Here is a 21,466-nt window from a genome sequence, read left to right on the forward strand (position 1 = left end):
ATCGGGCAAACTGGCGTCCAACGAAGTGTGAGTGCCCGCCATGCCCATGTCCGTGGAAACGCTGCGCCAGCATCTGGTCGAAGCCTTCGCCGACGCCGAGATCGAGATCGAGGATCTGGCGGGCGACGGCGACCACTATCGCGCGCGGATCGTGTCGAGCGCCTTCGCCGGCCTGCCGCGCGTGCGCCAGCACCAGATGGTCTATGCCGCGCTGAAGGGTCAGATGGGCGGCGAACTGCACGCCCTGGCGCTTGAGACCTCCGCGCCGGTCAAGGAGGGCTGACGGCCATGCGCTATCGCCCTTTCGGCGTCTCCGGCGCCGCCATCTCCAACCTGACGCTCAGCTTCGGCGCCGACGTGCTGAAGCGCGGGCGCGAGGCCGGGCTGGACCTGCTGTATTCGGCGCTCGAAGCCGGGGTGAACAGCTATCGGCTGGAGACCGCCGACCCGGTGGCGGCCGAGGTGCTGGGCGAGGCCTTGTCGCACGTCGACCGCAAGCTGGTCTATGTCAGCCTGACCCTGGGCGCCGGCGACGGCCGCGACCAGCAGCGCGACTTCTCGGCACAAGGCATGACGGCGGCCATCGACCGGGTGCTGCACTTCTCGGGGCTGGGCTGGATCGACGTGGCAGTGCTGCACGAGCCGGGCGAGACCGAACTGGCGCAATCGTCTCTCAGCGCGCTGAAGGCCATGCGCGCCACCGGACGGATCAAGCTTTTGGGCATCGCCGGCGGCGGCGACGTGATGGACGCCTATGTGTCGACAGGGGCGTTCGACGCCCTGCTGACGCCGTTCGACATCAACGCCGACTGGAAGATCCGAAACCGCATCCGCTCGGCGCGCGAGCAGGACATGGCGGTCTTCGCCTATGACTTCTATGCCGACCGGCGCGCGCGGGCGCCCGATGCGCCGATCTTCAAAAAGGGTCTGTTCGGCTTCGGCAAGGACAAGCGTCCCGTCGATACGCCCAAGAAGGACGCCTTCGGCTTCTTGTACCGCACCCAAAACTGGACGGCCGAGGCGATCTGCCTGTCCTACGTGCTGACCGACCCGTCGGTATCCAGCGTGATCGTCAATCCGACCGACACCGATCGGTTGGCGACATTGGCCGCCGCGCCCGAGCGGGACATGCCGCCCGGCCTGGCCGCGCAGATCGAGATGGCGCGCGTCGTGGCCAATCAGGCGGCCTGACCGGCCCCAGCGGCTGCAGAACGTCGCGGACGCCTTGACCGCGCCCGTTCGGCTCCCTAGCTGACGGGCTTCACGAAAGGCCCGCATCCGTGACCGACACCGCCCAAGCCGCCGATCCCGTCCACGCCTTCATCGGCGAAACCGTCGCCCAGAACGACGTGGTTCTGTTCATGAAGGGCACGCCGGACCAGCCGCGCTGCGGCTTCTCGTCTCTGGCGGTGCAGATCCTGGATCATGTCGGCGCCGGCTTCGTGGGCGTGGACGTGCTGCAGGACGAAGCCCTGCGCGAAGGCATCAAGAGCTTCACCGACTGGCCCACCATTCCGCAGCTCTATGTGAAGGGCGAGTTCGTGGGCGGATCGGACATTATCCGCGAGATGTTCCAGGCCGGCGAACTTCAGGCCCTGATGGTCGAGAAGGGCGTGCCGCTCGGCGAGGCCTGATGGCCAGGAAGACCCTCACGCCGCGCGAGGACCGCGAGGTCTTCGTCGTGCCGCTGGACGTGCGGCCCGAGCACATCGACGCCAACGGCCACGTCAACAACGTCGTCTATGTCGGCTGGCTGCAGGACGCGGGCACGGCCCACTGGAATGCGCGCTTCGACGAGGCGACGCGGGCGAAATGGTCGTGGGTCGCGACCCGGCATGAGATCGACTATCTGCGCGGCATCGAGCCGGGCGCAGAGGGCGTGGTCGCCCGCACCTGGGTCGGCGATCCGCAGGGACCGCGCTTCACCCGCTATGTCCGCATCGAGGACGCCCAAGGCCGCGTCTGCGCCCAGGGCGTCACCGAATGGGTGCTGGTGGACGCTGCGACCCTGAGACCGCAGCGCATTCCGCCAGACATGCTGGTCGTGTTCGAGACGCCTACTTCAGCGCATTGAGGATGCGGGCGGGCGTGCCGGGCTCCAGGCCCAGGTCGGCATAGGTCCAGCGCAGCTCGACGCCGTCCGGGACCAGGGCCTTGCACAGGTCCTGTTTGGTGCGGCGAAGCGTGATCTCGGCCGGCGAGCCGTCCGACACCGACACTTCGAAATCCGACGCCTGGGTGCAGCCATTCGAATCGACGCGCGCGACCAGGGCGCCGTCGGCGAACCGGGCTTCGCGGATGGCCTCGGCCGGCGGGGCGTCGTCGCGGCGCAGGTTCACCGAGACGTTTTCGCCCGCATCGCTGTCATAGATGACGCAGGCCGACAGCAGCGGCGCGACCAGGGCCGCGATCGCCAGACCCTTGATCATCTGGCCCTTAATCAGGCTGCGCATCACTGACCCGAGGCCGGCGCGGTGATGACGCGCGTGGTCGGCTTTTCGGTCGAGACGATGATGCAGCCCGACAGCAGCGGGGCGGCGATGGCGATGGCGAGAGCGAGACGAAGCATTGGTGTGTTCCCCAGTTGAAGCTTGACCCTTTTGTGCCGCGTGGGCCGGGCGTGCACACGTGAATAATCGGAAAGCTGGGTGAACAATCGGAAAGGATCGGGGTTGAACGTGACCGCAACCGCCATAGCTACAGTCCCCCCTCTCCTGCCCCACGGATCGTCCTTCATGAGCCAGCTGTTCTCGCCCCGCGCCGTCGGCCCCCTGACGCTGAAGAACCGCGTCGCCATCGCGCCGATGTGCCAGTATTCGGCCATCGACGGCGTGCCTCAGCCTTGGCACGTGCAGCATCTGGGACGACTGGCGATCTCCGGCGCAGGACTGGTCATTGTCGAGGCGACGGGGGTGGAAGCTGCCGGACGGATCACGCCCGACGACACCGGCCTGTGGAACGACGCCCAGGAAGAGGCCTTCGCCCGGATCATCCGCGACATCCGCACCTACAGCGACACCCCGATCGGCATCCAACTGGCCCACGCCGGACGCAAGGCCTCGACCAGCGCGCCGTGGAAGGGCGGCGGCGCCCTGAAGGCTGAAGACGGCGCGTGGGAAACCTTCAGCGCCTCGGCCGAACCGTTCAAGGATGACTGGCACACGCCAACCGCCATGACCGCGGCCGACATGGATCGCGTCGTCGCCGTCTTCGAGGACGCGGCGCGGCGGGCGGACCGCGCCGGGTTCGATCTGGTCGAACTGCACGCCGCCCACGGCTATCTGCTGACCCAGTTCCTGTCGCCCCTGTCCAACAACCGCACCGACGATTTCGGCGGATCGTATGAGAACCGGGCGCGCTTCCCGCTGCGGGTCGCCCAGGCCTTGCGCGACGCCTGGCCCCGCACCAAGGCGCTGGGCGTGCGCTTCAACGGCTCGGACTGGGTCGAGGGCGGCATCGCCCTGGACGAGGTGACGGCCCTTGGTCAGGCGCTGCACGACATGGGCTATGACTATCTGCACCTGACGTCGGGCGGCAACGTCGCGCAGGCGAAGATTCCGGGCGGCGAGCCGGGCTATCAACTGCGGTTCGCCCAGGCCGTGAAGGCGGCGACGCCGCAGGCCAATGTCATGGCCGTGGGCATGATCTTCGATCCTGAGCAGGCCGAAGAGATCGTCCGTTCGGGTCAGGCGGACTTCATCGCCATCGCACGCGCGGCGCTGGACGACCCGCACTGGGCGCACCATGCGGCCGTCGCCCTGGGTGAGGATGAAGGCCTGCCGGTCCAGTATCGCGGCGCCGCCAAGGGCGTTTGGCCCGCCTATGATCGCGCCAACACTCCCGCCTGATCAGGCGGCCTTTTCCATCGAAGGATCGACGGCCCACAAGACCCGTGCGGCCGCCTGGATTTCCGCCTCGGCGGTCTTCTGGGGGCGGCCGAGCAGATAGCCCTGGACCTCGTCGCAGCCCTGGTCGCGCAGGAAGGCCAGCTGCTCCAGCGTCTCGACGCCCTCGGCCAGGACGGGGATATGCAGGCTCTCGCCCAGGGCCAGGACGGCGCGAATGATGGCGGCCGACTGAGGTCCGCCGTCGAGTTCGGACATGAAGGAGCGATCCAGCTTGATCTTGTCGAACGGGAAAGCGCGCAGGGTCGATAGCGACGAATAGCCGGTGCCGAAGTCGTCCATGGCGATGGAGACGCCCAGCAGCTTCAACTGACGCAGGACGTGGGTCGTGCGCTCCATGTCGGTGATCATGGCTGTCTCGGTGATCTCCAGCTCCAGCCGCGACGGCGACAGGCCGGTCTCCACCAACACCTGATGCACCAGGCGCGGCAGGTCGACGTGGCCCAGCTGGACCGGCGACAGGTTGACGGCGATCTTGTGCGGTTCGGTCCAGCTGGCGGCCTCGGCGCAGGCGGTGCGCAGCACCCATTCGCCGATCGGCAGGATCAGACCGTTCTCTTCGGCCAGAGGAATGAAGTCGGCCGGCGAAATGAAGGTCCCGTCCGGCTGGATCCAGCGCAGCAGCACCTCGTAACCCGTGATGTCGCCGGTATCGACGGCGGCCTGCAGCTGCCAGTTCAGGCTGAACTGGCCCTGATCCAGAGCCTCGCGCATCTGCTGGGCCATGCGACGGCGATTGCGCACCGCCTCGTCCATCTCCTCCTCGTAGAAGCAGACGTCGGTCCCCAGCGAGGCCTTGGCGCGGTACATGGCCAGGTCCGCGTCATTGATCAGGGCGGACGGGTCGTGGGCGTCGTCGGGCCAGATCGCGATGCCGGTGCTGAGGCCGCAGGCGACCTCGGCATGATCCAGCACGACCGGGGCGGTGACGGCATCGCGCAGGCGCGCGACCAGATCCAGGGCGTCGTCCTTTTGCCGGATCGGCACGACGGCGACGAACTCGTCCCCGCCCAGGCGGGCGATGAACTCGTCGTGGCGCAGGCAGGCGCGCATCCGTTCGGCGATCTGGATCAGAAGCTGGTCGCCGGCGGCATGGCCGTGAACGTCGTTGACCTCCTTGAACCGGTCCAGGTCCATGGCCAAGAGGGCCACCTTGTTCGGAACGGTCAGGTCGGCGGTCTGGCGCGTCAGCCATTCCAAGAAGGACGAACGGTTGGGCAGGCCGGTCAGGCCGTCGTTACGCGCCAGATGGGCGATGCGACGCTCCTGCGCCTGACGCATGCGCAGATCGCGCACGGCGTAGATCAGGATATGGTCGCGGCCGCAGTCGCGGCGCACGGCGATCTCGACGGGGATGTCCGCCCCGCCTTCGGCGACCAGTTTGGACTGGCTCAGGCCGTTGACCGCCAGATCGGCGACGCCGGCGATCCAGCGCGACAGCGGTTCGCCGATCAGGGCGTGGTGAGGGACGCCCGTCAGATCGGCGAAGGCGGCGTTGGCGGCCAGGATCACGCCGTCCTGTTCGACCACCATGCCATCGACGCTGCCCTCGATCAGGTGATCCAGGCGCGCCTTGGCTTGAAGCCGGGACTGGACGTCCAGGGCGTGGCTGGCGACGCCGGTGCCCAGCATCATCAATCCGACGGCGGAAACGGCGAAGGCCAGGACCAGATTGGTCGATCCGACAGCGCCCATATCGACCAGCGCGCCGACCGGCACGATCGTCATGGCGGCCATGCCGGTGAAGTGCAGGGCCACGATGCCCAGGACCATCAGCACGACCGGGACGACCTTGCCGGACTGCCGGGCGCGATTGAACGCCAGGGCGCCGAGGACGACCGCCCCCGCCACGGAGGCGGCGACATAGGGGGCCGACCAGTGGATGACGGCGTCGGTCGCAAAGGCCGCCATGCCGGTATAGTGCATGGCCACCACGGTCAGGCCGAACAGCACGCCGCCGATCTCGGCCGAGGCCGGCATCCGGCGCGAGGCCACCCAGAGCGCCAGCGCGCTGCCGGCGATGGCGACGCCCAGGGACAGGCCGGTCAGAACCGGGCCGTAGCTGATGGTGACGCCGGGCTCATAGGCGATCATCGCCACGAAGTGGGTGCACCAGATCGTCGCCCCGGTCGCTACCGCGCCCATGAAGGCCCAGGCCAGACGCGTGCCCTTTTCGGCGGCGCGCAGGCGGCGATACAAGCGGAAGGTGATGATCGAACCGATCAGGCACAGGCCGGCGGCCAACGCGACGAGCCAGAGATTATGGTCGTCGGTCAGGCAGGTGAAGAAGCGCATGAAGCTACAGACCTTGGGGGGACGGTCTGTCGTCGTAACGGACGTTGCTTAATCAGACGCGCTCGAACAGGCTTAACGAAACGCTACGGCCGTTTTCAGGAGCGGGGCATCTGATAGGGGTTGTTGACGCTGACGGGCGAGCCGGGCGTCAGGCCCAGCTCCTCGAACGACCACTTCAGCTCGACGCCCTGGACCAGGTCCTGCTTGCACTTGTCCTCGTCGATGCGGCGCAGAGTGATGACGGCGCTGCCGCCCTGCAGGCTGACGATCGGGATCAGGTCTTCCTTGGCCGTGCAGCCGTTCGAACTGACCCAGAAGACGGCCTGGTCCTTGGTGAAGGCGGCGGCATGGATCGGCTCCAGCGCGCCGGGCATTCCCGCGGTGGAGACGGTGGGTTCCCCACGGCTGGCGCAGGCGGCCAGGCCCGCCGATGCGGCGGCGATCAAAGCCAAGCGTTTCATGATGGAGTCGCGCAACTGACGACCTCCCCTGCCTCAAAGCCTGAACCGGCCGAGAATGCGCCTGTTCGCCCTTGGAGGGAACAGGATAAAAACGAAAGGCCCCGGACGAATCCGAGGCCCTCCAAACTCAAATCCAGAAGCGGCTCAAGTAGGCCGAAGGCCGATAGCCGCTCTGAAGAAAACTCCGCTTACGAAGCGTAGTATTCGACGACCAGGTTCGGTTCCATCTTCACGGCGTACGGCACGTCCGACAGTTCCGGCACGCGGACGTAGCGAACCGAGAACGAGCGGTCCGACAGTTCCAGGTAATCCGGCACGTCGCGTTCCGACGACTGCTGGGCTTCAAGCACCAGAGCCATGTTGCGCGACTTTTCCTTCACGGTGACGACGTCTTCCGGCTTCACGCGGTAGGAGGCGATGTCGACCTTCTTGCCGTTGACCAGGACGTGGCCGTGGCTGACGAACTGGCGGGCGGCCCAGACGGTCGGGACGAATTTGGCGCGGTAGACGACGGCGTCCAGGCGCGATTCCAGCAGACCGATCAGGTTTTCCGAGGTGTTGCCCTTGCGACGCGCGGCCTCGTCATAGGTCTTGGCGAACTGCTTCTCGGTGATGTTGCCGTAGTAGCCCTTCAGCTTCTGCTTGGCCTTCAGTTGCAGACCGAAGTCCGAAACCTTGGACTTGCGACGCTGGCCGTGCTGGCCGGGACCGTAAGAACGCTTGTTGACCGGCGACTTGGCGCGGCCCCACAGGTTCTCACCCATGGCCCGGTCGATCTTGTACTTGGCGCTGTGGCGCTTGGACATTCTATTCTCTTTTCGACGATACGGCCCGGCATCCCCTGGATTGGGAATGCGATCTCAACGGCGGTCCACGCATCTTCCGTCATTCATCCCGGCCCCGCCGAAGCGGACCCGTGGAAGGCGGCGCTTATGGCCAGCAAGGGCGGCGGAGTCAAGCACGGCGGGCCGTTAAGCACGATGGAATGGAACGATCCCGTCGCCCCACCCTTCCCTTGACGCAACCAAACCACGCATGAGGACAAGGAGGAGTGGAATGCAGCCCGAACCCAACAGCTTTCAGACCGGCCTGTCCGACAAGGCCATGCAGACGCTGAAGACGCAGCTGGTCGATCTGGTCGAGCCTTTGAGCGATCATCAACTGCTCGATCTCGCCGACGGCATCCATGAGATGCTGCGCCAGCGCCGCATGGTTCGCCAGCACCATGCCGAGCGCATGAACGCGCGCACCCGGCACGGCGTGGATCTTCGCATCTAGTCCTTCGCGGCCTAGTCCTTTGCAGACTGGGCTTCGGAGATGAACATGGCCCGGCCTTCGCGGGTCGCGACCTTGCCCAGGCCCGGGAACGGGAAGTGATAGGCGTAGATGTGGGCGCCGGAGTTGCGCAGCGCCGTCACCTCGTCCAGCCGCGCCTTCAGGCCTGCCGCCTGATCGTCGTCATAGCCGACCTTCCAGTCCGGATGCTCGACCGACAGTATCCAGTGATGCATCAGGTCGCCGGTGTAGAGCAGCTGGTTCTGGCCGTCGGCGATCAGATAGGCGACGTGGCCCGGCGTATGGCCGGCCGTATCCTGGGACTGGACGCCCGGCGCGACCTCGCCGCCCGGTTCGAAAGCCTGAACCTTGGGCGTGATGATTCGCACTAGATCGGCCAGTTCGGGATTGGCGCGGATGGACGCCCATTCCGCCTGCGACATCCGGATCGCCGCATTGGGGAAGGCCAGGCCGCCGTTGCGGATCAGGCCGCCGACATGGTCCGGGTGGCCGTGCGAGATCAGCACGTCGGTGATCGAGGCCGGATCGACGCCCGCCTTTTGCAAGCTGTCCATCAACTGGCCCTTGCCCTCGCCCAGGCCCGTGTCGAACAGCATCGTGCGTGCGCCGTTCCTGACCAGAAGCGGATGGATTTCCAGCATGATCGGATCGGCCGGCTGTCCGGCGGCAGTCAGGGGCGCGGCGACCGCCTGCGGCGTCAGGCCGACGCCGAAGGTCTGATTGTCGTTCTTGACCGGGTTCTCGCCGTCGAACAGGGCGATGGCGTCGAGCGCGCCGATCTTGAAGCGATAGACCGGCTTCTCGGCTGGCGCGGCGACGGTCTGGGTGGGATTGGGCGGCGCGGGATCGCCGGGCTTCTGCGCGTTTGCGTTGGGGTTACAGGCCGCCAACATCAGGGCCGCGAAAGCAGCCCCCGTCATCATCATCCGCATCGCTTTGATCTCCGTTTGCGATGACGCAATCGAAAACGCCCGCCGGAGGTTCCGGCGGGCGTCGTCATCTCTCGGTCTCTGGTCTGAGCCGGCCTTATTTGGCGGCGGCGTAGAGTTCGTTGACCTTGTTCCAGTTCACCACCGTCCAGAACGACTTCAGATAGTCAGCGCGGCGGTTCTGGTATTTCAGATAATAGGCGTGCTCCCAGACGTCGGCGCCCAGGATGACCTCGCCGCGCTCGTCCACGACGTCCATCAGCGGATTGTCCTGGTTCGGGGTCGAGGTGATCTTCAGCTTGCCGTTCTGCACGATCAGCCAGGCCCAGCCCGAACCGAACTGCGCGGCGCCGGCGGCGTTGAAGTCTTCCTTGAACTTGTCCATGCCGCCCAGATCGGCGTCGATGGCGGCCTTCAGCTCGGCCGAGGGCTCACCCGCCTGATCGGCCGGGGCCAGCAGTTCCCAGAACAGGCTGTGGTTCCAGTGACCGCCGCCGTTGTTGCGCACGGCCTTGGGCGCGGTGGAGATGCTGGTGAAGATTTCCTCCAGCGACTTGCCCTTCAGGTTTTCGTCGGCGTCGACGGCCTTGTTCAGGTTGTCGACATAGGTCTGGTGGTGCTTGTCGTGGTGGAAGGTCATCGTCTCCTTGTCGATGGCCGGCTCCAGCGCGTCATAGGCGTAGGGCAGCGGGGGCAGGGTGAAGGCCATGGGAGGTTCCTCTCGCGACAAGTTTCCGATGCGCCTCATCTAGGCGCCCGTTCATGAAACCCAAGCGACAGCGCCTGGAATTGTTCCGACTTATCGACCCGTAACGGTCAAGCTGGCAAGTTCGCCTTCAGGCAATCGCGAACGGCCCGCTTCACATCGCCCGGCGCATTGGGTTCATCCACGCCCTCGGCCGCGAAGACGGCGCGCACCGCGGCGTCCAGACCCTTGGGCAGGGCCTCGATCACCCGCTTCTGCCCCTTGGCGTGCAGGCAATAGCCCACCTCGCGGCACAGGGCGGAAAACATGGGTTCGTAGGGATCAGAAGCGCTCATGGTGCCCCCTCTATCACCGCCAGGCGATCAGAGACAGTCGGTCACGCGTTCAACTGCTTGGCGTGGAAGGCAATGTGGTCGGCGATGAAGCTGGCCATGAAGAAGTAGGAGTGATCATAGCCGGGCTGCATACGGATCGTGACCTTCTGGCCGGCGGCGTCGGCGGCGGTTTCGAGGAGTTCCGGCTTCAGCTGGTCGGTCAGGAAGCTGTCGGCGTCGCCTTGGTCGATCAGGATGTCGTCATAGACGCCGCGCGCCGCGCCGGCGGCGATCAGCTTTGCAGCGTCGTGGCGGTCCCACGTCGCACGGTCGTCGCCCAGATAGGCGGTGAAGGCCTTTTCGCCCCAGGCGCACCGGGTCGGCGAGCAGATCGGCGCGAAGGCGGAGACCGAACGGAACAGGTCGGGGTGGTTCAGCGCCAGCGTCAGGGCGCCATGGCCGCCCATCGAATGGCCGCTGATCGAGCGGACGCCCGTGGTCGCAAACTCGGCGTCGATCAGGGCGATCAGTTCCTCGGTGACATAGGTCTCCATGCGGAAATGCGGCGCCCAGGGCGCCTGTGTCGCATCCACATAGAAGCCCGCGCCCTGGCCCAGGTCATAGGCGGGATCGTCGGCGACGCCCTCTCCGCGCGGGCTGGTGTCGGGCGCCACGATGATGACGCCGTGTTCGGCGGCGGCCTGGTAGGCCCCCGCCTTGGTGGTGAAATTATCCTCGGTGCAGGTCAGGCCCGACAGCCAGATCAGCACCGGGAAAGGCCCCTCGCCCGCCGGCGTGAAGACCGACAGCGTCATCGGCGTGCCGGTCGCCGTGCTGTCGTGCTTCAGATAGCGCAGGGTTCCGCCGTGGACGGCGTGGGTCTTGGTGGTCTGCAAGGTCATGACTTCTGGCTAGTGCAACCGGCCGATGTCCGCAACGCGCGAAGCTCGTGATAGAGTCGGCGAGCGACCGACCATGAGGATCAAAAGATGATCACCGTCACCGCTTTCAAATGGGTTCCGCCCTTCGCCGCCGGACAAGTTCGGGATCACCGCGTGCGATGGATCCTGAACGAGGCGGGCTGGGCCTATGAAATCCGGTTGCTGGATGCAGTGGACCAGAAGTCGGCGGAATACCGTGCGCTTCAGCCGTTCGGTCAGGTGCCGACGCTGGAGGAGGACGGCCGCGCTCCGATGTTCGAGAGCGGCGCCATCGTCTGGGACATCGCCGAACGAGCGGGCGTGTTGATCCCGTCCGATCCGGTGATGCGAGCGCAGGTTCTGACCTGGTATTTCGCTGCCTTGAACAGCGTCGAAGGCGCGCTGATCAACGTCAGCGAGGCCGAGTTCTTCCTGCCCGACGAAGCGGCCAAGGCGGCGCGGCGGCCGCAGGTTCTGCCCTTCGCCGAAAAGCGATTATCCGAGCTCCAGCTCGCGCTGGGCGACCGTCTGTGGCTGGTCGGAGAAACCTTCACGGTCGCCGACCTGATGATGAGTTCAGTCCTGAAGATCGCCGCATCGCTGGACATGTTAAAGGCCTATCCCGCGCTGCAGGCCTATTTCGACCGCTGCCTGGATCGCCCGGCCTATCGAAAGGCCGTCGCGGACCAGTGTGCGACCATCGCCGCACATGGCCCCCGCGACATGCGATACCGTGAGGCCCAAGCCGCCGGCTGACGCCCTTCACCCCACCCGGTGCATGGCGCAGATCTTGTTGCCCGAGGGATCGCGCAGATAGGCCAGGATCATGGGGCCGAAGGGGCCCTTGCGTTCGCCGGGCGGGTCCTCGATGGCGCGACCGCCCGCGGCGACGCCGGCGTCATGGAAGGCCTGGACCATCTCGGCCGTCTTGGCGTGAAAACCGATGGTTCCGCCGTTGGCATGGCAGGCCGGCTCGCCGTCGATCGGCGCGCCGATCGCAAAGGCGCCCATGCGGGTGCGCCACCAGTAGCGGCCCTTGGGATCCGGCCCCTGGCCCGGCTCGACGCCAAGGGCGCCGAGCGCGGCGTCATAGAACCGGCGCGACGCCTCGATGTCGTTGGCGCCGACGGTGACGTGGGTGAACATGGTCAGATTTCCCTCTTTCAGTCCGTTTTCTTAAACAACGAACCCGACGACGCGCAAGGCGTCAGAACACCACGACCGAGCGGATGCTCTTGCCCTCGTGCATCAGGTCGAAGGCCTTGTTGATGTCGTCCAGGGCGAAGGTGTGGGTGATCATGGGGTCGATCTCGATCTTGCCGTCCATGTACCAGTCGACGATCTCGGGCGTGTCGGTGCGGCCGCGCGCGCCGCCGAAGGCCGAACCGCGCCAGACGCGGCCGGTCACCAGCTGGAACGGGCGGGTGGCGATCTCCTTGCCGGATTCGGCGACGCCGATGACGACGCTCTCGCCCCAGCCGCGGTGGCAGGCCTCAAGCGCCTGGCGCATGACGACGGTGTTGCCGGTGCAGTCAAAGGTGTAGTCCGCGCCGCCGTCGGTCAGCTGGACCAGATGGGCCACGACGTCGGAAACCTCCTTCGGATTGACGAAATGGGTCATGCCGAAGCGACGGCCCCATTCTTCCTTGTCGCCGTTGATATCCACGCCGACGATCATGTCGGCCCCGACCATCTTCAGCCCCTGGATGACGTTCAGGCCGATGCCGCCCAGGCCGAAGACGACGCAGTTGGCGCCGGGCTCGACCTTGGCCGTGTTGACCACGGCGCCGACGCCCGTCGTCACGCCGCAGCCGACGTAGCAGGCCTTGTCGAAGGGCGCGTCCTTGCGGATCTTGGCCACCGCGATCTCGGGCAGCACGGTGTAGTTCGAGAAGGTGGAGCAGCCCATATAGTGGGCGATGGCCTGACCCTTGTAGCTGAAGCGGCTGGTGCCGTCAGGCATGACGCCCTTGCCCTGAGTGCCGCGAATGGCGGTGCACAGGTTGGTCTTGCGCGACAGGCACGACTTACATTGGCGGCATTCCGGCGTGTACAGCGGGATGACGTGATCGCCGACCGCGACCGAGGTCACGCCCGGCCCCACCTCGACCACCACGCCCGCGCCCTCGTGGCCCAGGATCGAGGGGAAGACGCCCTCGGAGTCCAGCCCGTCCAGCGTATAGGCGTCGGTGTGGCAGATGCCGGTGGCCTTGATCTCGATCAGCACCTCGCCGGCGCGCGGCCCCTCCAGATCGACCTCGACGATCTCCAACGGACGTTTGGCCTCGAAGGCGACGGCGGCGCGGGTTTTCATGGCGGGGGCTCCTGAACGATTCCCTTCTCTTCTAGGGCAGGCGCAGGATGGTATGAAGCCGTCATGTCATACACAAACCTCGTCGTCCTGACCGGAGCCGGCATATCGGCCGAGAGCGGCGTGCCGACCTTTCGGGCGTCGGACGGGCTGTGGTGCGGGCATCGGGTGGAGGATGTGGCGACGCCGGAAGGGTATGCGGCCGATCCGGCGCTGGTGCAGGACTTCTACAATCAGCGGCGGCGGCAGTTGGCCGAGGTGCGGCCCAATGCAGCGCACCGGGCGCTGGCGGACCTGGCGGAGCGTTGGGAAGGCGACTTCCTGCTGGTGACGCAGAACGTCGATGATCTGCACGACCGGGCGCATGCAGAGACGACGCCGGCCGCCGGGTTCGAGCTGATCCATATGCACGGCGAACTGCTGAAAGGCCGCTGCACCCGGTCGGGCGTGGTGATGGGCTGGGCCGGGGACATGGCGGCGCATCAGGCCTCGCCGCATCACCCCGAGGGGGTCATGCGGCCGCACATCGTCTGGTTCGGGGAGATGCCGCTTCAGATGGAGCGGATCGAGCGGGCGCTGGAGGCCTGCGACCTGTTCGTGTCCATCGGCACGTCGGGCGCGGTCTATCCGGCGGCGGGCTTCGTGCAGGCGGCGCGGTATGCCGGAGCACGGACGGTCGAGATCAACCTGGAGCCGACGTCGGGGGCGCGCCTGTTCGACGAAGGCGTTTACGGGCCGGCGACGCAGGCCGTGCCGGCCTTCTTCGACACACTATAGAGACGAAAACGGCGGCCGCTGCGAAAGGCGGCCGCCGTTCCGGCGTTCGAGGTCGACGCGGCTTAGGCCAGGACGACGATGGTCACGCGGCGGTTCTGCGAACGGCCTTCCGGCGTGTCGTTCGAGGCCACCGGCTGTTCCTGACCATAGGAGATGGTGGCCATGCGGTTCAGGGCGACGCCCTGGCGGTTCAGGAAGCGACGCACGGCCTCGGCGCGTTGCTCGCCCAGCTGGTCGTTATGCTCGGGCGTGCCGGTCGAGTCGGTGTAGCCCTGGATTTCCAGATAGACGTTCTTGTTCTCGCCCTGCAGACGCTGGGCGAACTGGGCCAGGCGCTGTTCGGCCTCGGGCGACAGGGCCGCCGCGTCGGTGGGGAATTTCACGGAATCGTCCGACAGCACGACCTGGTAGAGGAACTTGCCCTCGGCCAGTTTGTGCGCGTCGTTGGCGCGTTGCAGCGCCTGGCCTGCGGTGCCTTCGACGGTGGTCACGCGGTTGTCGACGACTTCGACCTGATCACGCACGAAACGATGGCTGGCGCAGCCGCTGGCCGCAAAGCCGAGGGCGATGAGGGCGCCGCCGACGACCGCCGTCCTGAGTTTCGATCTGCTCAAGTTCTGTCTCCTTCTTGCCGGGAGCGCCACACCCAGTTCATGCGCAAGATGAAAATGGCGTATGAGACAAGGCGGAGTAATGACGCGCTTTGGGCGGCATCGTGTCAGCTTGACCATAAGCAGATCGAATATTCGCGTTATTCTTGCACGAGGATGGAACCATCGGCTCAATGAAGACGTTGCGCCGCCGACGGCTGATGCCGGAGGGCGGACACACTCATCTATCGCCGCCCTGCGCCGTCGCGCGGTTGTATTCACGACGACGCCACTTTCCTGACGCGACCGAATGTTTTCAACGGGGCATGGCGGTTTTTACAGGCGTTTTGTCCCGATGACCATGCGGCGGCGTGTTCAACTCCCATCACGGATAGGCGATTGAGCGCGGCGCGCACACGGCGCTGGGCGCTGGCGGCGACGCCGGTCCTGGCCGCGCATCTGGGGCTGGCGCTGCTGATGCGCGGCGGTGCGGAGCCGATCGTCGAGGCGCCGCAGTCGCCGCCGATGATGGTCGAACTGGTCGAGCCGCCCCCGCCGCCTCCCCCGCCCGCGCGCGTGATCGCGCCCGATCCATCGCCCAAGCCCGACGCGCCGGCCGCCGCCGCCCAGGCGGCCGCGCCGCCCAAACCTGCGCCCCAGCGGCGACCGCCGGCCGTGGCGGCGGCGCGACCGCGACTGGTGGTCAGCAAACGCCCGCCCGACGTCGAACCCCTGCCCGCCGCGCCCGCCCCGTCGGGTCCGCCCCTGCCCCTGCTGGGCGCGGCCCAGATCGCCGGCGCCATGACGGTCGGCGCAGGTTCGGGCGGCGGCGGCGGAACGGGCGTCGGCGGATCGGGCGGTTCGGGAGGGACCGGCGCGGGTTCAGGCTCGGGCGGAGGATCTTGCGACATGGTGCGCTGGGTTCAGGACGCGGTGCGCGACGACCAGGCGGTGCGCCGCGCCGTCATCGCCGCGTCCCAGGACATGGATGCGAACGGCCGCGCCATCCTGGTCTGGAACGGCGACTGGCTGCAAAGCCGCAACCAGGCGGGCAAGGGTCTGGCGGGCGTGCGCCAGGCCATCGCCCTGGAAGTCGCCTTCGCCCCGGCCGAGTGCAAAAGCCAGCGCATGACAGGCCTGGCGGTCCTGAAGCTGGAAGACCGCCCCGGCGGCGCGCAACTGGCCCTGGGCAAGGGCAGCTGGCGCTGGTCGGACCTGCTGGGCGCGGGCTGACGCGCCGACGACCATTCAGACAGTCGTCGGCAAAACACCGTCTAATTTGTCTAATTCGTCTGATTTCTTTCTCCCCGACTATGCGGTGCGTTTCGTGCGAACGAACCGAGACAGGATCGCACGGCTTGGAAGCGTGGGCAGGAAGAAGATGCCGGCGAGCGAGAGAAGATTGAAAACATTAGACTGACCTCAGGCGAATAGGATGGCTGGCCCCACCCCTTAGTGATCGTGCGGCGAGCAGAGCGAAACTGGGGGATCACGAAAGAAAGACGTGCGCGCGGTTGCGCTCCTCTCCTTGGACACGCACCTAGCCTGCCATGCCCGTCTCTCCCGACTATCGCCCCGAACCGCGCTTCTTCGATTTGGGCGCGGACTATGCCGATGCGGTTCAGGCCGCGGACTTTCCGAAGACGATCCTGCGGTTTCGCAACGACCGCGCGGCCGCCGAGGTCGGGCTGGAGGGGCTGAGCGAGGCGGAATGGATCGCGGCGTTCGGGCGGTTCGAGCCCCTGCCGGGGCAGCCCGGTTCGATCGCCATGCGCTATCACGGGCATCAATTCCGGCACTACAATCCGGATTTGGGCGATGGGCGGGGGTTCCTGGCGGCGCAGATGCGCGACGCCTCGGGTCGGCTGATGGATTTGGGAACGAAGGGCACCGGCCAGACGCCCTGGTCGCGCGGCGGGGATGGGCGGCTGACGCTGAAGGGCGGGGTGCGCGAGGTTCTGGCGGCGACGATGCTGGAGGCGCAAGGCGTCCCGACCAGCCGCGCCTTTTCGCTGATCGAGACCGGCGAGGCGCTGGAGCGCGGAGACGAGCCGTCGCCGACGCGGTCCGCCGTTCTGGTGCGGCTGTCGCATAGCCATGTGCGGTTCGGGACCTTCCAGCGCGCGGCCTATCTGGGGCGCAAGGACCAGATCGAGGCGCTGATCGAACATGTGCGCAGCCTGTATCATCCGGACGTCGCCGCCGGCGATGCGCCCGGCCTGCTGCAGGCGGTCGTCGAGGCCTCGGCGAAACTGACGGCGCGGTGGATCGCGGCGGGCTTCGTGCACGGGGTTCTGAACACCGACAATCTGAACGTCACCGGCGAGAGCTTCGACTACGGCCCCTGGCGGTTCCTGCCCGAATACGACCCGGCCTTCATCGCCGCCTATTTCGACCAGACGGGCCTGTACGCCTTCGCGCGTCAGCCCGAGGCCGTGTTCTGGAACCTGACGCAGCTTGCCGGGTGCCTGAAACTGGTCGCCGAGGTCGAGCCGTTGACCGATGCGCTGAACGGCTTCGGTCCCGCCTATATCCGCGAACTGCGCGCCGCCTTCCTGATGCGGCTGGGCGTCCACAGCCTGGGCGAGGCGGCGGATCAGCGGCTGGTCGATACGACGCTGGCCCTGTTGCGTGAGGGCGGCGCGGCCCTGCGTTGGGAGCCGCTGTTCTTCGACTGGTTCGGCGGCTTCGCCTCCTCGGCCCGCGCCCTGTCGGGACCGCGCGCGAAACGGTATCAGGGCGAGGCCTTCGACGCATTCCGCTTTGCGTTGATGGACCACGAACCGGACCGGATCGAACGGCTGGAGCATCCGATGTTCGCCGCGCGCGAACCGGAAGAGATGCTGATCGACGAGGTCGAGGCGATCTGGGCCGCCGTCGCCGACGCCGACGACTGGACGCCCTTCCAGGCCAAGCTGGATCGGCTGGAGGCGGCGCGTCTGGCCTGGGGCTTCACCGCCTGAAGCCGAACCTTACGAAAGCTTCATCTCGTTTATCGATAATCTTCTTGCCCGTTTATCGATAAATCCATATCGATAGTCACCAAGGCGGTCGCGGAGGGCGACCCGAACGGTAGGGCTTTCGAGATGAAGATGATCGGCAAATATTCCGTCGCCAGCGCCCTGCGCTGGCTGCTGGGCTTCGTCAATGTGTTCGTGATGATCGGCGCTGTCGCGACGATCCTGGTCTTCCTGTTCACCCTGATCGTACCCAGCTTCGGCGCAGGCCTGATCGACGGGCTGAAGGGCGCGAGCGCGGATCCGAGCAACACCCTGCAATGGACAGGTCGCCTGACCTTCCTCGGCGCGGCGATGGCCTGCGGTTTCACCTGGTGGATCATCAACCGGTTGCGACGCATCCTGCTGTCGGTCAATCAGGGCGACGCCTTCGAGTTCGCCAACGTCAAACGGCTGCAGGGCGTGGGTCTTGGCCTGATCGGCATTCAGCTGACGGCGCTGCTGCTGGTCTTCGTCGCCCCACAGAGCATCGGCCAGTCACCGTCCGACTACGACTTCGACCTTGGATCCTGGCTGGGCATTCTGGTGGTCTTCATCCTGGCCGAGGTGTTCCGGCAGGGGTCGGCCATGCGCGACGAACAGCTGACCACGGTCTGAGGAGCGCGCGCCATGATCATGATCCAACTGGACCGGCTGCTGCTCGAACGCCGGATGTCCCTGACCGAACTGTCCGACCGCGTCGGCGTCACCCTGGCCAATCTGTCGATCCTGAAGACCGGCAAGGCCCGCGCGGTGCGCTTCTCGACCCTGGACGCCCTGTGTCGCGAACTGGATTGCCAACCCGGCGACCTGATCGTCCAGACGCCGGGACCGCAGCCGGAAGACTGAAATCGCGCGTCGCAAATGCTTGTGGGGCATTGGGAATCGGCCCAATGCCCCCGGCCCGTAACAGAAAGTCATCAGCTGATGTCATCAGTTGATGTCATCGCATGATGACAACGCTCTGAAGCGCCGCTATATAGGCGTCAGCGAACGGCTTCTCGGGGAACGCCCCGGGCCGGATCGCAGCCGTTCATGACCTTCAGGCGTCCTCCCCGATGACCACCTCGACCTTCACCACCGCGCCGTCGCGCAACCGCGCCGCCTACGCCAACATCGCCCTTTGGACGCTGCAGGGCTGGATCGCGATGTTCTTCATCGCCGCCGGCTACGCCAAGCTGACCGAGCCGATGACCAACCTGATAAATCTGATGGGCTGGCCCGCCGTCGCGCCCGAGAACATGGTGCGCGGCCTTGGCGTGGTCGAGATCGTTCTGGCCATGGGCGTGCTGAGCCCGCTGATCTCGTGGCGAGTGGGTCGCCCCCTGCTGCTGACGGCGGCGGTCGGCCTGATCGTCATGGAAGCGACCATGATGACGATCCACGCGCTGAGCCAGGACTTCGGACTGGCGGCGGTCAACGCCGTCCTGCTGGCCATCACCGTCCCGGTGCTGCTGGGTCGCCGCAGGGCCTGATTGAAAGAGATCGAACGCCGGACCCCTCTCCCCCCCTGCAGTCCGGCGTTTGCGCCCGGAGCCTCCCCCCAGGCTCCGGGCTTTTTCATGCCTGATCGTCAGCAAGAGATAAAAGCTTACCCTTACGTGCGCGTAAGCCTCTTCCCTTTACGCGCACGTCAAGTTATGAAGGCGTATGGGCACCGCCGACGACCACCGCACCTATTCCATTCGCCAGCTGTGCCGCGAGTTCGGCGCCACGGCGCGCGCCCTTCGATTCTATGAAGACAAGGGCCTGCTGACGCCCGCGCGCAAGGGCCAGACCCGCGTCTATGACGCGCGCGACCGCGCCCGGCTGAAACTGATCCTGAGGGGCCGCCGCATCGGCTTCACCCTTCAGGAGATCCAGGACATGATGGACCTCTATGATCAGAAGGATCACAACGTCCACCAGATGGCCGTGGCCCTGGTGCGGCACCGCGCCCAGATCGCGGCGCTGAAACAGCAGCTGGAAGACATCGAAGGCGCCATCGAGACGGCCGAACAGGCCTGCGCCTGGATGGAATCCAAACTGTCCGAACACCGCCCCGACCTGCTGCCGGGCGCCGAAGACTACGAGAAGCTGCTGCGCGCGCGTCTCAACCACGACCACCACCACCCCTTCAAAGCAAGAGCGTAATCCATGGCCTACAAGGCGCCTGTCCGCGACTTCACCTTCATCCTGAATGAAGTGCTGGAGATCGACCGCTACACCAACCAGCCGGGCTTCCAGGACGTCTCTTCGGATCTGGTCAGCCAGATCCTGGAAGAAGGCGCCAAGTTCGCCGACGAGGTCATCGCCCCGATCAACAATCCGGGCGACAAGGAAGGCTGTCACTGGGCCGAGGGCGGCGTGGTGACGGGACCCAAGGGCTGGAAGGAGGCCTACAAGGCCATGTCGGAAGCCGGCTGGATGGCGCTGGCCGCCGACCCGGCTTACGGCGGTCAGGGCATGCCCAGCGTGGTGGCCTCGGCTTTCGGTCAGATGACGGCCGGCGCCTCGGCCGCCTTTTCGATGTATCCGGGCCTGACGGCCGGCGCCTATGCCGGCATCCACGCCAATGCGTCCGAAGAGCTGAAGCAGAAATACCTGCCCAAGATGGCGACCGGCGAATGGTCGGGCACGATGAACCTGACCGAGCCGCAGTGCGGCACGGACCTGGGCATGGTCCGCACCAAGGCCGTGCCGAACGGCGACGGCTCCTATTCGATCACCGGCCAGAAGATCTGGATCTCGGCGGGCGAGCACGATTTCGCCGACAACATCATCCACACGGTGCTGGCCCGCGTCGAAGGCGCGGTTCCGGGCATCAAGGGCCTGTCGCTGTTCGTCGTGCCCAAGTTCCTGGTCAATGAGGACGGTTCGCTGGGCGAGCGCAACAGCCTGGAATGCGCCGGCCTCGAGCACAAGATGGGCATCCACGGCAACGCCACCGCCGTCATGCAGTACGACGGCGCCAAGGGCTGGCTGATCGGCGAAGAAGGCCGCGGCATGAACAATATGTTCGTCGTGATGAACGAGGCCCGCCTCGGCACCGGCCTGCAAGGTCTGGCCATCGGCACCGCCGCCTATCAGGCCGCCGTCGAGTTCGCCAAGGACCGCCTGCAAGGCCGTTCGCTGACCGGACCGAAGAACCCGGACGGCCCCGCCGACAGCATCATGGTCCACCCCGACGTGCGCCGCATGCTGCTGGAGTCCAAGGCCTTCGTCGAAGGCGGCCAGGCCTTCATCCTGTGGACCGCGCTTCACGCCGACCTGGAGAAGTCCGAGGATGCGGCCGTGGCCCAGAAGGCCAAGGATTACATGGGCCTGCTAACACCAGTGCTGAAAGCCTATCTGACCGACAAGGGCTTCCACGTCGCCTCGCTGGGCATGCAGGTGCATGGCGGTTCGGGCTACACCGAACACTTCACCGCCTCGCAGTACCTGCGCGACGCCCGCATCACTATGATCTACGAGGGCACCAACGGCATCCAGGCGCTGGACCTGGTCGGCCGCAAACTGCCCGCCAACGGCGGTCGCGCCATCATGACCTGGTTCGGCGAGATCGACGCCTTTGTCGCCGAGACCAGCGGCAATGAAGCGATCAAGCCCTTCGTCGAAGGCCTGGCCGACGCCAAGGCCAAGCTGCAGGACGGCACCATGTGGCTGATGCAAAACGGCATGGCCAATCCGGACAACGCCGGCGCCGCATCGACCGACTATCTGAACGTCTTCGGCCTGACGGCTCTGGCCTATATGTGGGCGCAGATGGCCAAGGTGGCTCAAGCCCAGGTCGAGGCCGGTTCGACCGACCCCTACTACGCCGCCAAGCTTCAGACCGGCCGCTACTTCGTCGAGCGCATCCTGCCCGACGCCGAAGCCCATCTGAAGAAGATGAAGACCGGCGCCGACGTGCTGATGGCCATGCCGGCCGAGGCGTTCTGATCTCAGACTGACGACGAAACGGGTCGGCGATCTCGCCGGCCCGTT

The 21,466-nt window shown here is 66.3% G+C and carries 26 protein-coding genes; 15 read left to right on the top strand and 11 right to left on the bottom strand.

Translation table 11 applies throughout. The features are described 5' to 3' along the window. The first annotated feature begins 40 nt into the window (after positions 1-40). The 4 genes from ASF81_RS05740 (at position 41) to ASF81_RS05755 (ending at position 2,074) form a co-directional block, all read left to right on the top strand. Positions 41-283, top strand: a complete 243-nt coding sequence (locus ASF81_RS05740) for a BolA/IbaG family iron-sulfur metabolism protein (protein WP_055806947.1) — start codon at positions 41-43, stop codon at positions 281-283. Between the two features lie 5 nt (positions 284-288). Further along, the gene (locus ASF81_RS05745) at positions 289-1,191 is read left to right on the top strand and encodes an aldo/keto reductase (protein WP_055806130.1); all 903 of its coding nucleotides are present in this window, start codon (positions 289-291) and stop codon (positions 1,189-1,191) included. A gap of 89 nt (positions 1,192-1,280) precedes the next feature. Then, on the top strand, positions 1,281-1,634 hold the full coding sequence (gene grxD, locus ASF81_RS05750; protein ID WP_017504696.1) for a Grx4 family monothiol glutaredoxin: 354 nt from the start codon (positions 1,281-1,283) through the stop codon (positions 1,632-1,634). Next, positions 1,634-2,074: a thioesterase family protein gene (locus ASF81_RS05755; RefSeq protein ID WP_017504695.1), complete on the top strand. Its 441-nt coding sequence runs from the start codon at positions 1,634-1,636 to the stop codon at positions 2,072-2,074. Before grxD ends, ASF81_RS05755 begins: the two co-directional genes overlap by 1 nt. Here the strand turns inward: ASF81_RS05755 and ASF81_RS05760 are convergent. Next, positions 2,058-2,453: a hypothetical protein gene (locus ASF81_RS05760; protein WP_055806133.1), complete on the bottom strand. Its 396-nt coding sequence runs from the start codon at positions 2,451-2,453 to the stop codon at positions 2,058-2,060. The genes ASF81_RS05755 and ASF81_RS05760 overlap by 17 nt on opposite strands. A 282-nt stretch (positions 2,454-2,735) precedes the next feature. On the opposite strand from ASF81_RS05760, the gene ASF81_RS05765 reads away from it, so the two are divergent. Continuing rightward, positions 2,736-3,848, top strand: coding sequence for an NADH:flavin oxidoreductase/NADH oxidase (locus ASF81_RS05765; RefSeq protein WP_055806135.1), 1,113 nt, complete (start codon positions 2,736-2,738; stop codon positions 3,846-3,848). Here the strand turns inward: ASF81_RS05765 and ASF81_RS05770 are convergent, their stop codons facing one another. The 3 genes from ASF81_RS05770 to rpsD form a co-directional block, all read right to left on the bottom strand. After that, positions 3,849-6,200, bottom strand: coding sequence for an EAL domain-containing protein (locus ASF81_RS05770; RefSeq protein WP_055806139.1), 2,352 nt, complete (start codon positions 6,198-6,200; stop codon positions 3,849-3,851). Positions 6,201-6,295: 95 nt separating this feature from the next. Then, positions 6,296-6,661: a hypothetical protein gene (locus ASF81_RS05775; RefSeq protein WP_055753328.1), complete on the bottom strand. Its 366-nt coding sequence runs from the start codon at positions 6,659-6,661 to the stop codon at positions 6,296-6,298. 188 nt (positions 6,662-6,849) lie between these two features. After that, positions 6,850-7,467 carry a 30S ribosomal protein S4 gene (gene rpsD, locus ASF81_RS05780; RefSeq protein WP_055806141.1) on the bottom strand — a complete coding sequence of 206 codons (618 nt, stop codon included), beginning with the start codon at positions 7,465-7,467 and terminating at the stop codon, positions 6,850-6,852. A gap of 250 nt (positions 7,468-7,717) precedes the next feature. Between rpsD and ASF81_RS05785 the strand changes: the two genes are divergently transcribed. Then, on the top strand, positions 7,718-7,939 hold the full coding sequence (locus tag ASF81_RS05785; protein WP_055806144.1) for a hypothetical protein: 222 nt from the start codon (positions 7,718-7,720) through the stop codon (positions 7,937-7,939). An 11-nt stretch (positions 7,940-7,950) separates the two neighbouring features. On the opposite strand, the gene ASF81_RS05790 is transcribed toward ASF81_RS05785, so the two are convergent. From ASF81_RS05790 to fghA, 4 genes are all read right to left on the bottom strand, one after another. Next, positions 7,951-8,877 (bottom strand): MBL fold metallo-hydrolase, encoded by a 927-nt coding sequence (locus ASF81_RS05790; RefSeq protein ID WP_235559250.1) that lies wholly within the window; start codon positions 8,875-8,877, stop codon positions 7,951-7,953. Between the two features lie 106 nt (positions 8,878-8,983). Beyond that, a complete protein-coding gene (locus ASF81_RS05795; protein ID WP_017504687.1) occupies positions 8,984-9,595 on the bottom strand; it encodes a superoxide dismutase in 612 nt (203 codons plus the stop codon). A 107-nt stretch (positions 9,596-9,702) separates the two neighbouring features. Beyond that, on the bottom strand, positions 9,703-9,927 hold the full coding sequence (locus tag ASF81_RS05800; RefSeq protein ID WP_039244260.1) for a hypothetical protein: 225 nt from the start codon (positions 9,925-9,927) through the stop codon (positions 9,703-9,705). Between the two features lie 41 nt (positions 9,928-9,968). Then, the gene (gene fghA / locus ASF81_RS05805; RefSeq protein ID WP_055806149.1) at positions 9,969-10,808 is read right to left on the bottom strand and encodes an S-formylglutathione hydrolase; all 840 of its coding nucleotides are present in this window, start codon (positions 10,806-10,808) and stop codon (positions 9,969-9,971) included. Positions 10,809-10,895: 87 nt separating this feature from the next. Here fghA and ASF81_RS05810 point away from each other — a divergent pair, with 87 nt between their 5' ends. After that, positions 10,896-11,582: a glutathione S-transferase family protein gene (locus ASF81_RS05810; protein ID WP_055806152.1), complete on the top strand. Its 687-nt coding sequence runs from the start codon at positions 10,896-10,898 to the stop codon at positions 11,580-11,582. A gap of 6 nt (positions 11,583-11,588) precedes the next feature. Here the strand turns inward: ASF81_RS05810 and ASF81_RS05815 are convergent, their stop codons facing one another. Then, the gene (locus ASF81_RS05815; RefSeq protein WP_039244257.1) at positions 11,589-11,972 is read right to left on the bottom strand and encodes a VOC family protein; all 384 of its coding nucleotides are present in this window, start codon (positions 11,970-11,972) and stop codon (positions 11,589-11,591) included. 61 nt (positions 11,973-12,033) lie between these two features. Continuing rightward, positions 12,034-13,140, bottom strand: coding sequence for an S-(hydroxymethyl)glutathione dehydrogenase/class III alcohol dehydrogenase (locus tag ASF81_RS05820; protein WP_055806155.1), 1,107 nt, complete (start codon positions 13,138-13,140; stop codon positions 12,034-12,036). Positions 13,141-13,203: 63 nt separating this feature from the next. Here ASF81_RS05820 and ASF81_RS05825 point away from each other — a divergent pair, with 63 nt between their 5' ends. Then, positions 13,204-13,914, top strand: coding sequence for an NAD-dependent deacylase (locus ASF81_RS05825; protein ID WP_055806158.1), 711 nt, complete (start codon positions 13,204-13,206; stop codon positions 13,912-13,914). A 62-nt stretch (positions 13,915-13,976) separates the two neighbouring features. Here the strand turns inward: ASF81_RS05825 and ASF81_RS05830 are convergent, their stop codons facing one another. Next, entirely contained in the window at positions 13,977-14,528 is a 552-nt protein-coding gene (locus ASF81_RS05830; RefSeq protein ID WP_039244254.1) for an OmpA family protein, read from the bottom strand. Between the two features lie 375 nt (positions 14,529-14,903). Here ASF81_RS05830 and ASF81_RS05835 point away from each other — a divergent pair, with 375 nt between their 5' ends. From ASF81_RS05835 to ASF81_RS05865, 7 genes are all read left to right on the top strand, one after another. Beyond that, complete coding sequence (locus ASF81_RS05835) at positions 14,904-15,737, top strand: hypothetical protein (protein ID WP_082503469.1); 834 nt, start codon at positions 14,904-14,906, stop codon at positions 15,735-15,737. 317 nt (positions 15,738-16,054) lie between these two features. Further along, positions 16,055-17,467 carry a protein adenylyltransferase SelO gene (locus ASF81_RS05840; protein ID WP_055806161.1) on the top strand — a complete coding sequence of 471 codons (1,413 nt, stop codon included), beginning with the start codon at positions 16,055-16,057 and terminating at the stop codon, positions 17,465-17,467. Positions 17,468-17,590: 123 nt separating this feature from the next. Further along, positions 17,591-18,118 carry a DUF2975 domain-containing protein gene (locus ASF81_RS05845; RefSeq protein WP_055754022.1) on the top strand — a complete coding sequence of 176 codons (528 nt, stop codon included), beginning with the start codon at positions 17,591-17,593 and terminating at the stop codon, positions 18,116-18,118. A gap of 12 nt (positions 18,119-18,130) precedes the next feature. Continuing rightward, entirely contained in the window at positions 18,131-18,349 is a 219-nt protein-coding gene (locus ASF81_RS05850) for a helix-turn-helix transcriptional regulator (protein WP_039244779.1), read from the top strand. Positions 18,350-18,558: 209 nt separating this feature from the next. After that, positions 18,559-18,975, top strand: coding sequence for a DoxX family protein (locus ASF81_RS05855; protein ID WP_055806164.1), 417 nt, complete (start codon positions 18,559-18,561; stop codon positions 18,973-18,975). 175 nt (positions 18,976-19,150) lie between these two features. Continuing rightward, complete coding sequence (locus ASF81_RS05860) at positions 19,151-19,633, top strand: MerR family DNA-binding transcriptional regulator (RefSeq protein ID WP_055806167.1); 483 nt, start codon at positions 19,151-19,153, stop codon at positions 19,631-19,633. A 3-nt stretch (positions 19,634-19,636) separates the two neighbouring features. Then, positions 19,637-21,421 (top strand): acyl-CoA dehydrogenase C-terminal domain-containing protein, encoded by a 1,785-nt coding sequence (locus tag ASF81_RS05865; RefSeq protein ID WP_055806171.1) that lies wholly within the window; start codon positions 19,637-19,639, stop codon positions 21,419-21,421. The last annotated feature ends 45 nt before the right edge of the window (positions 21,422-21,466 follow it).

The sequence above is a fragment of the Brevundimonas sp. Leaf168 genome (assembly GCF_001423685.1).
Lineage (GTDB): Bacteria > Pseudomonadota > Alphaproteobacteria > Caulobacterales > Caulobacteraceae > Brevundimonas > Brevundimonas vesicularis_C.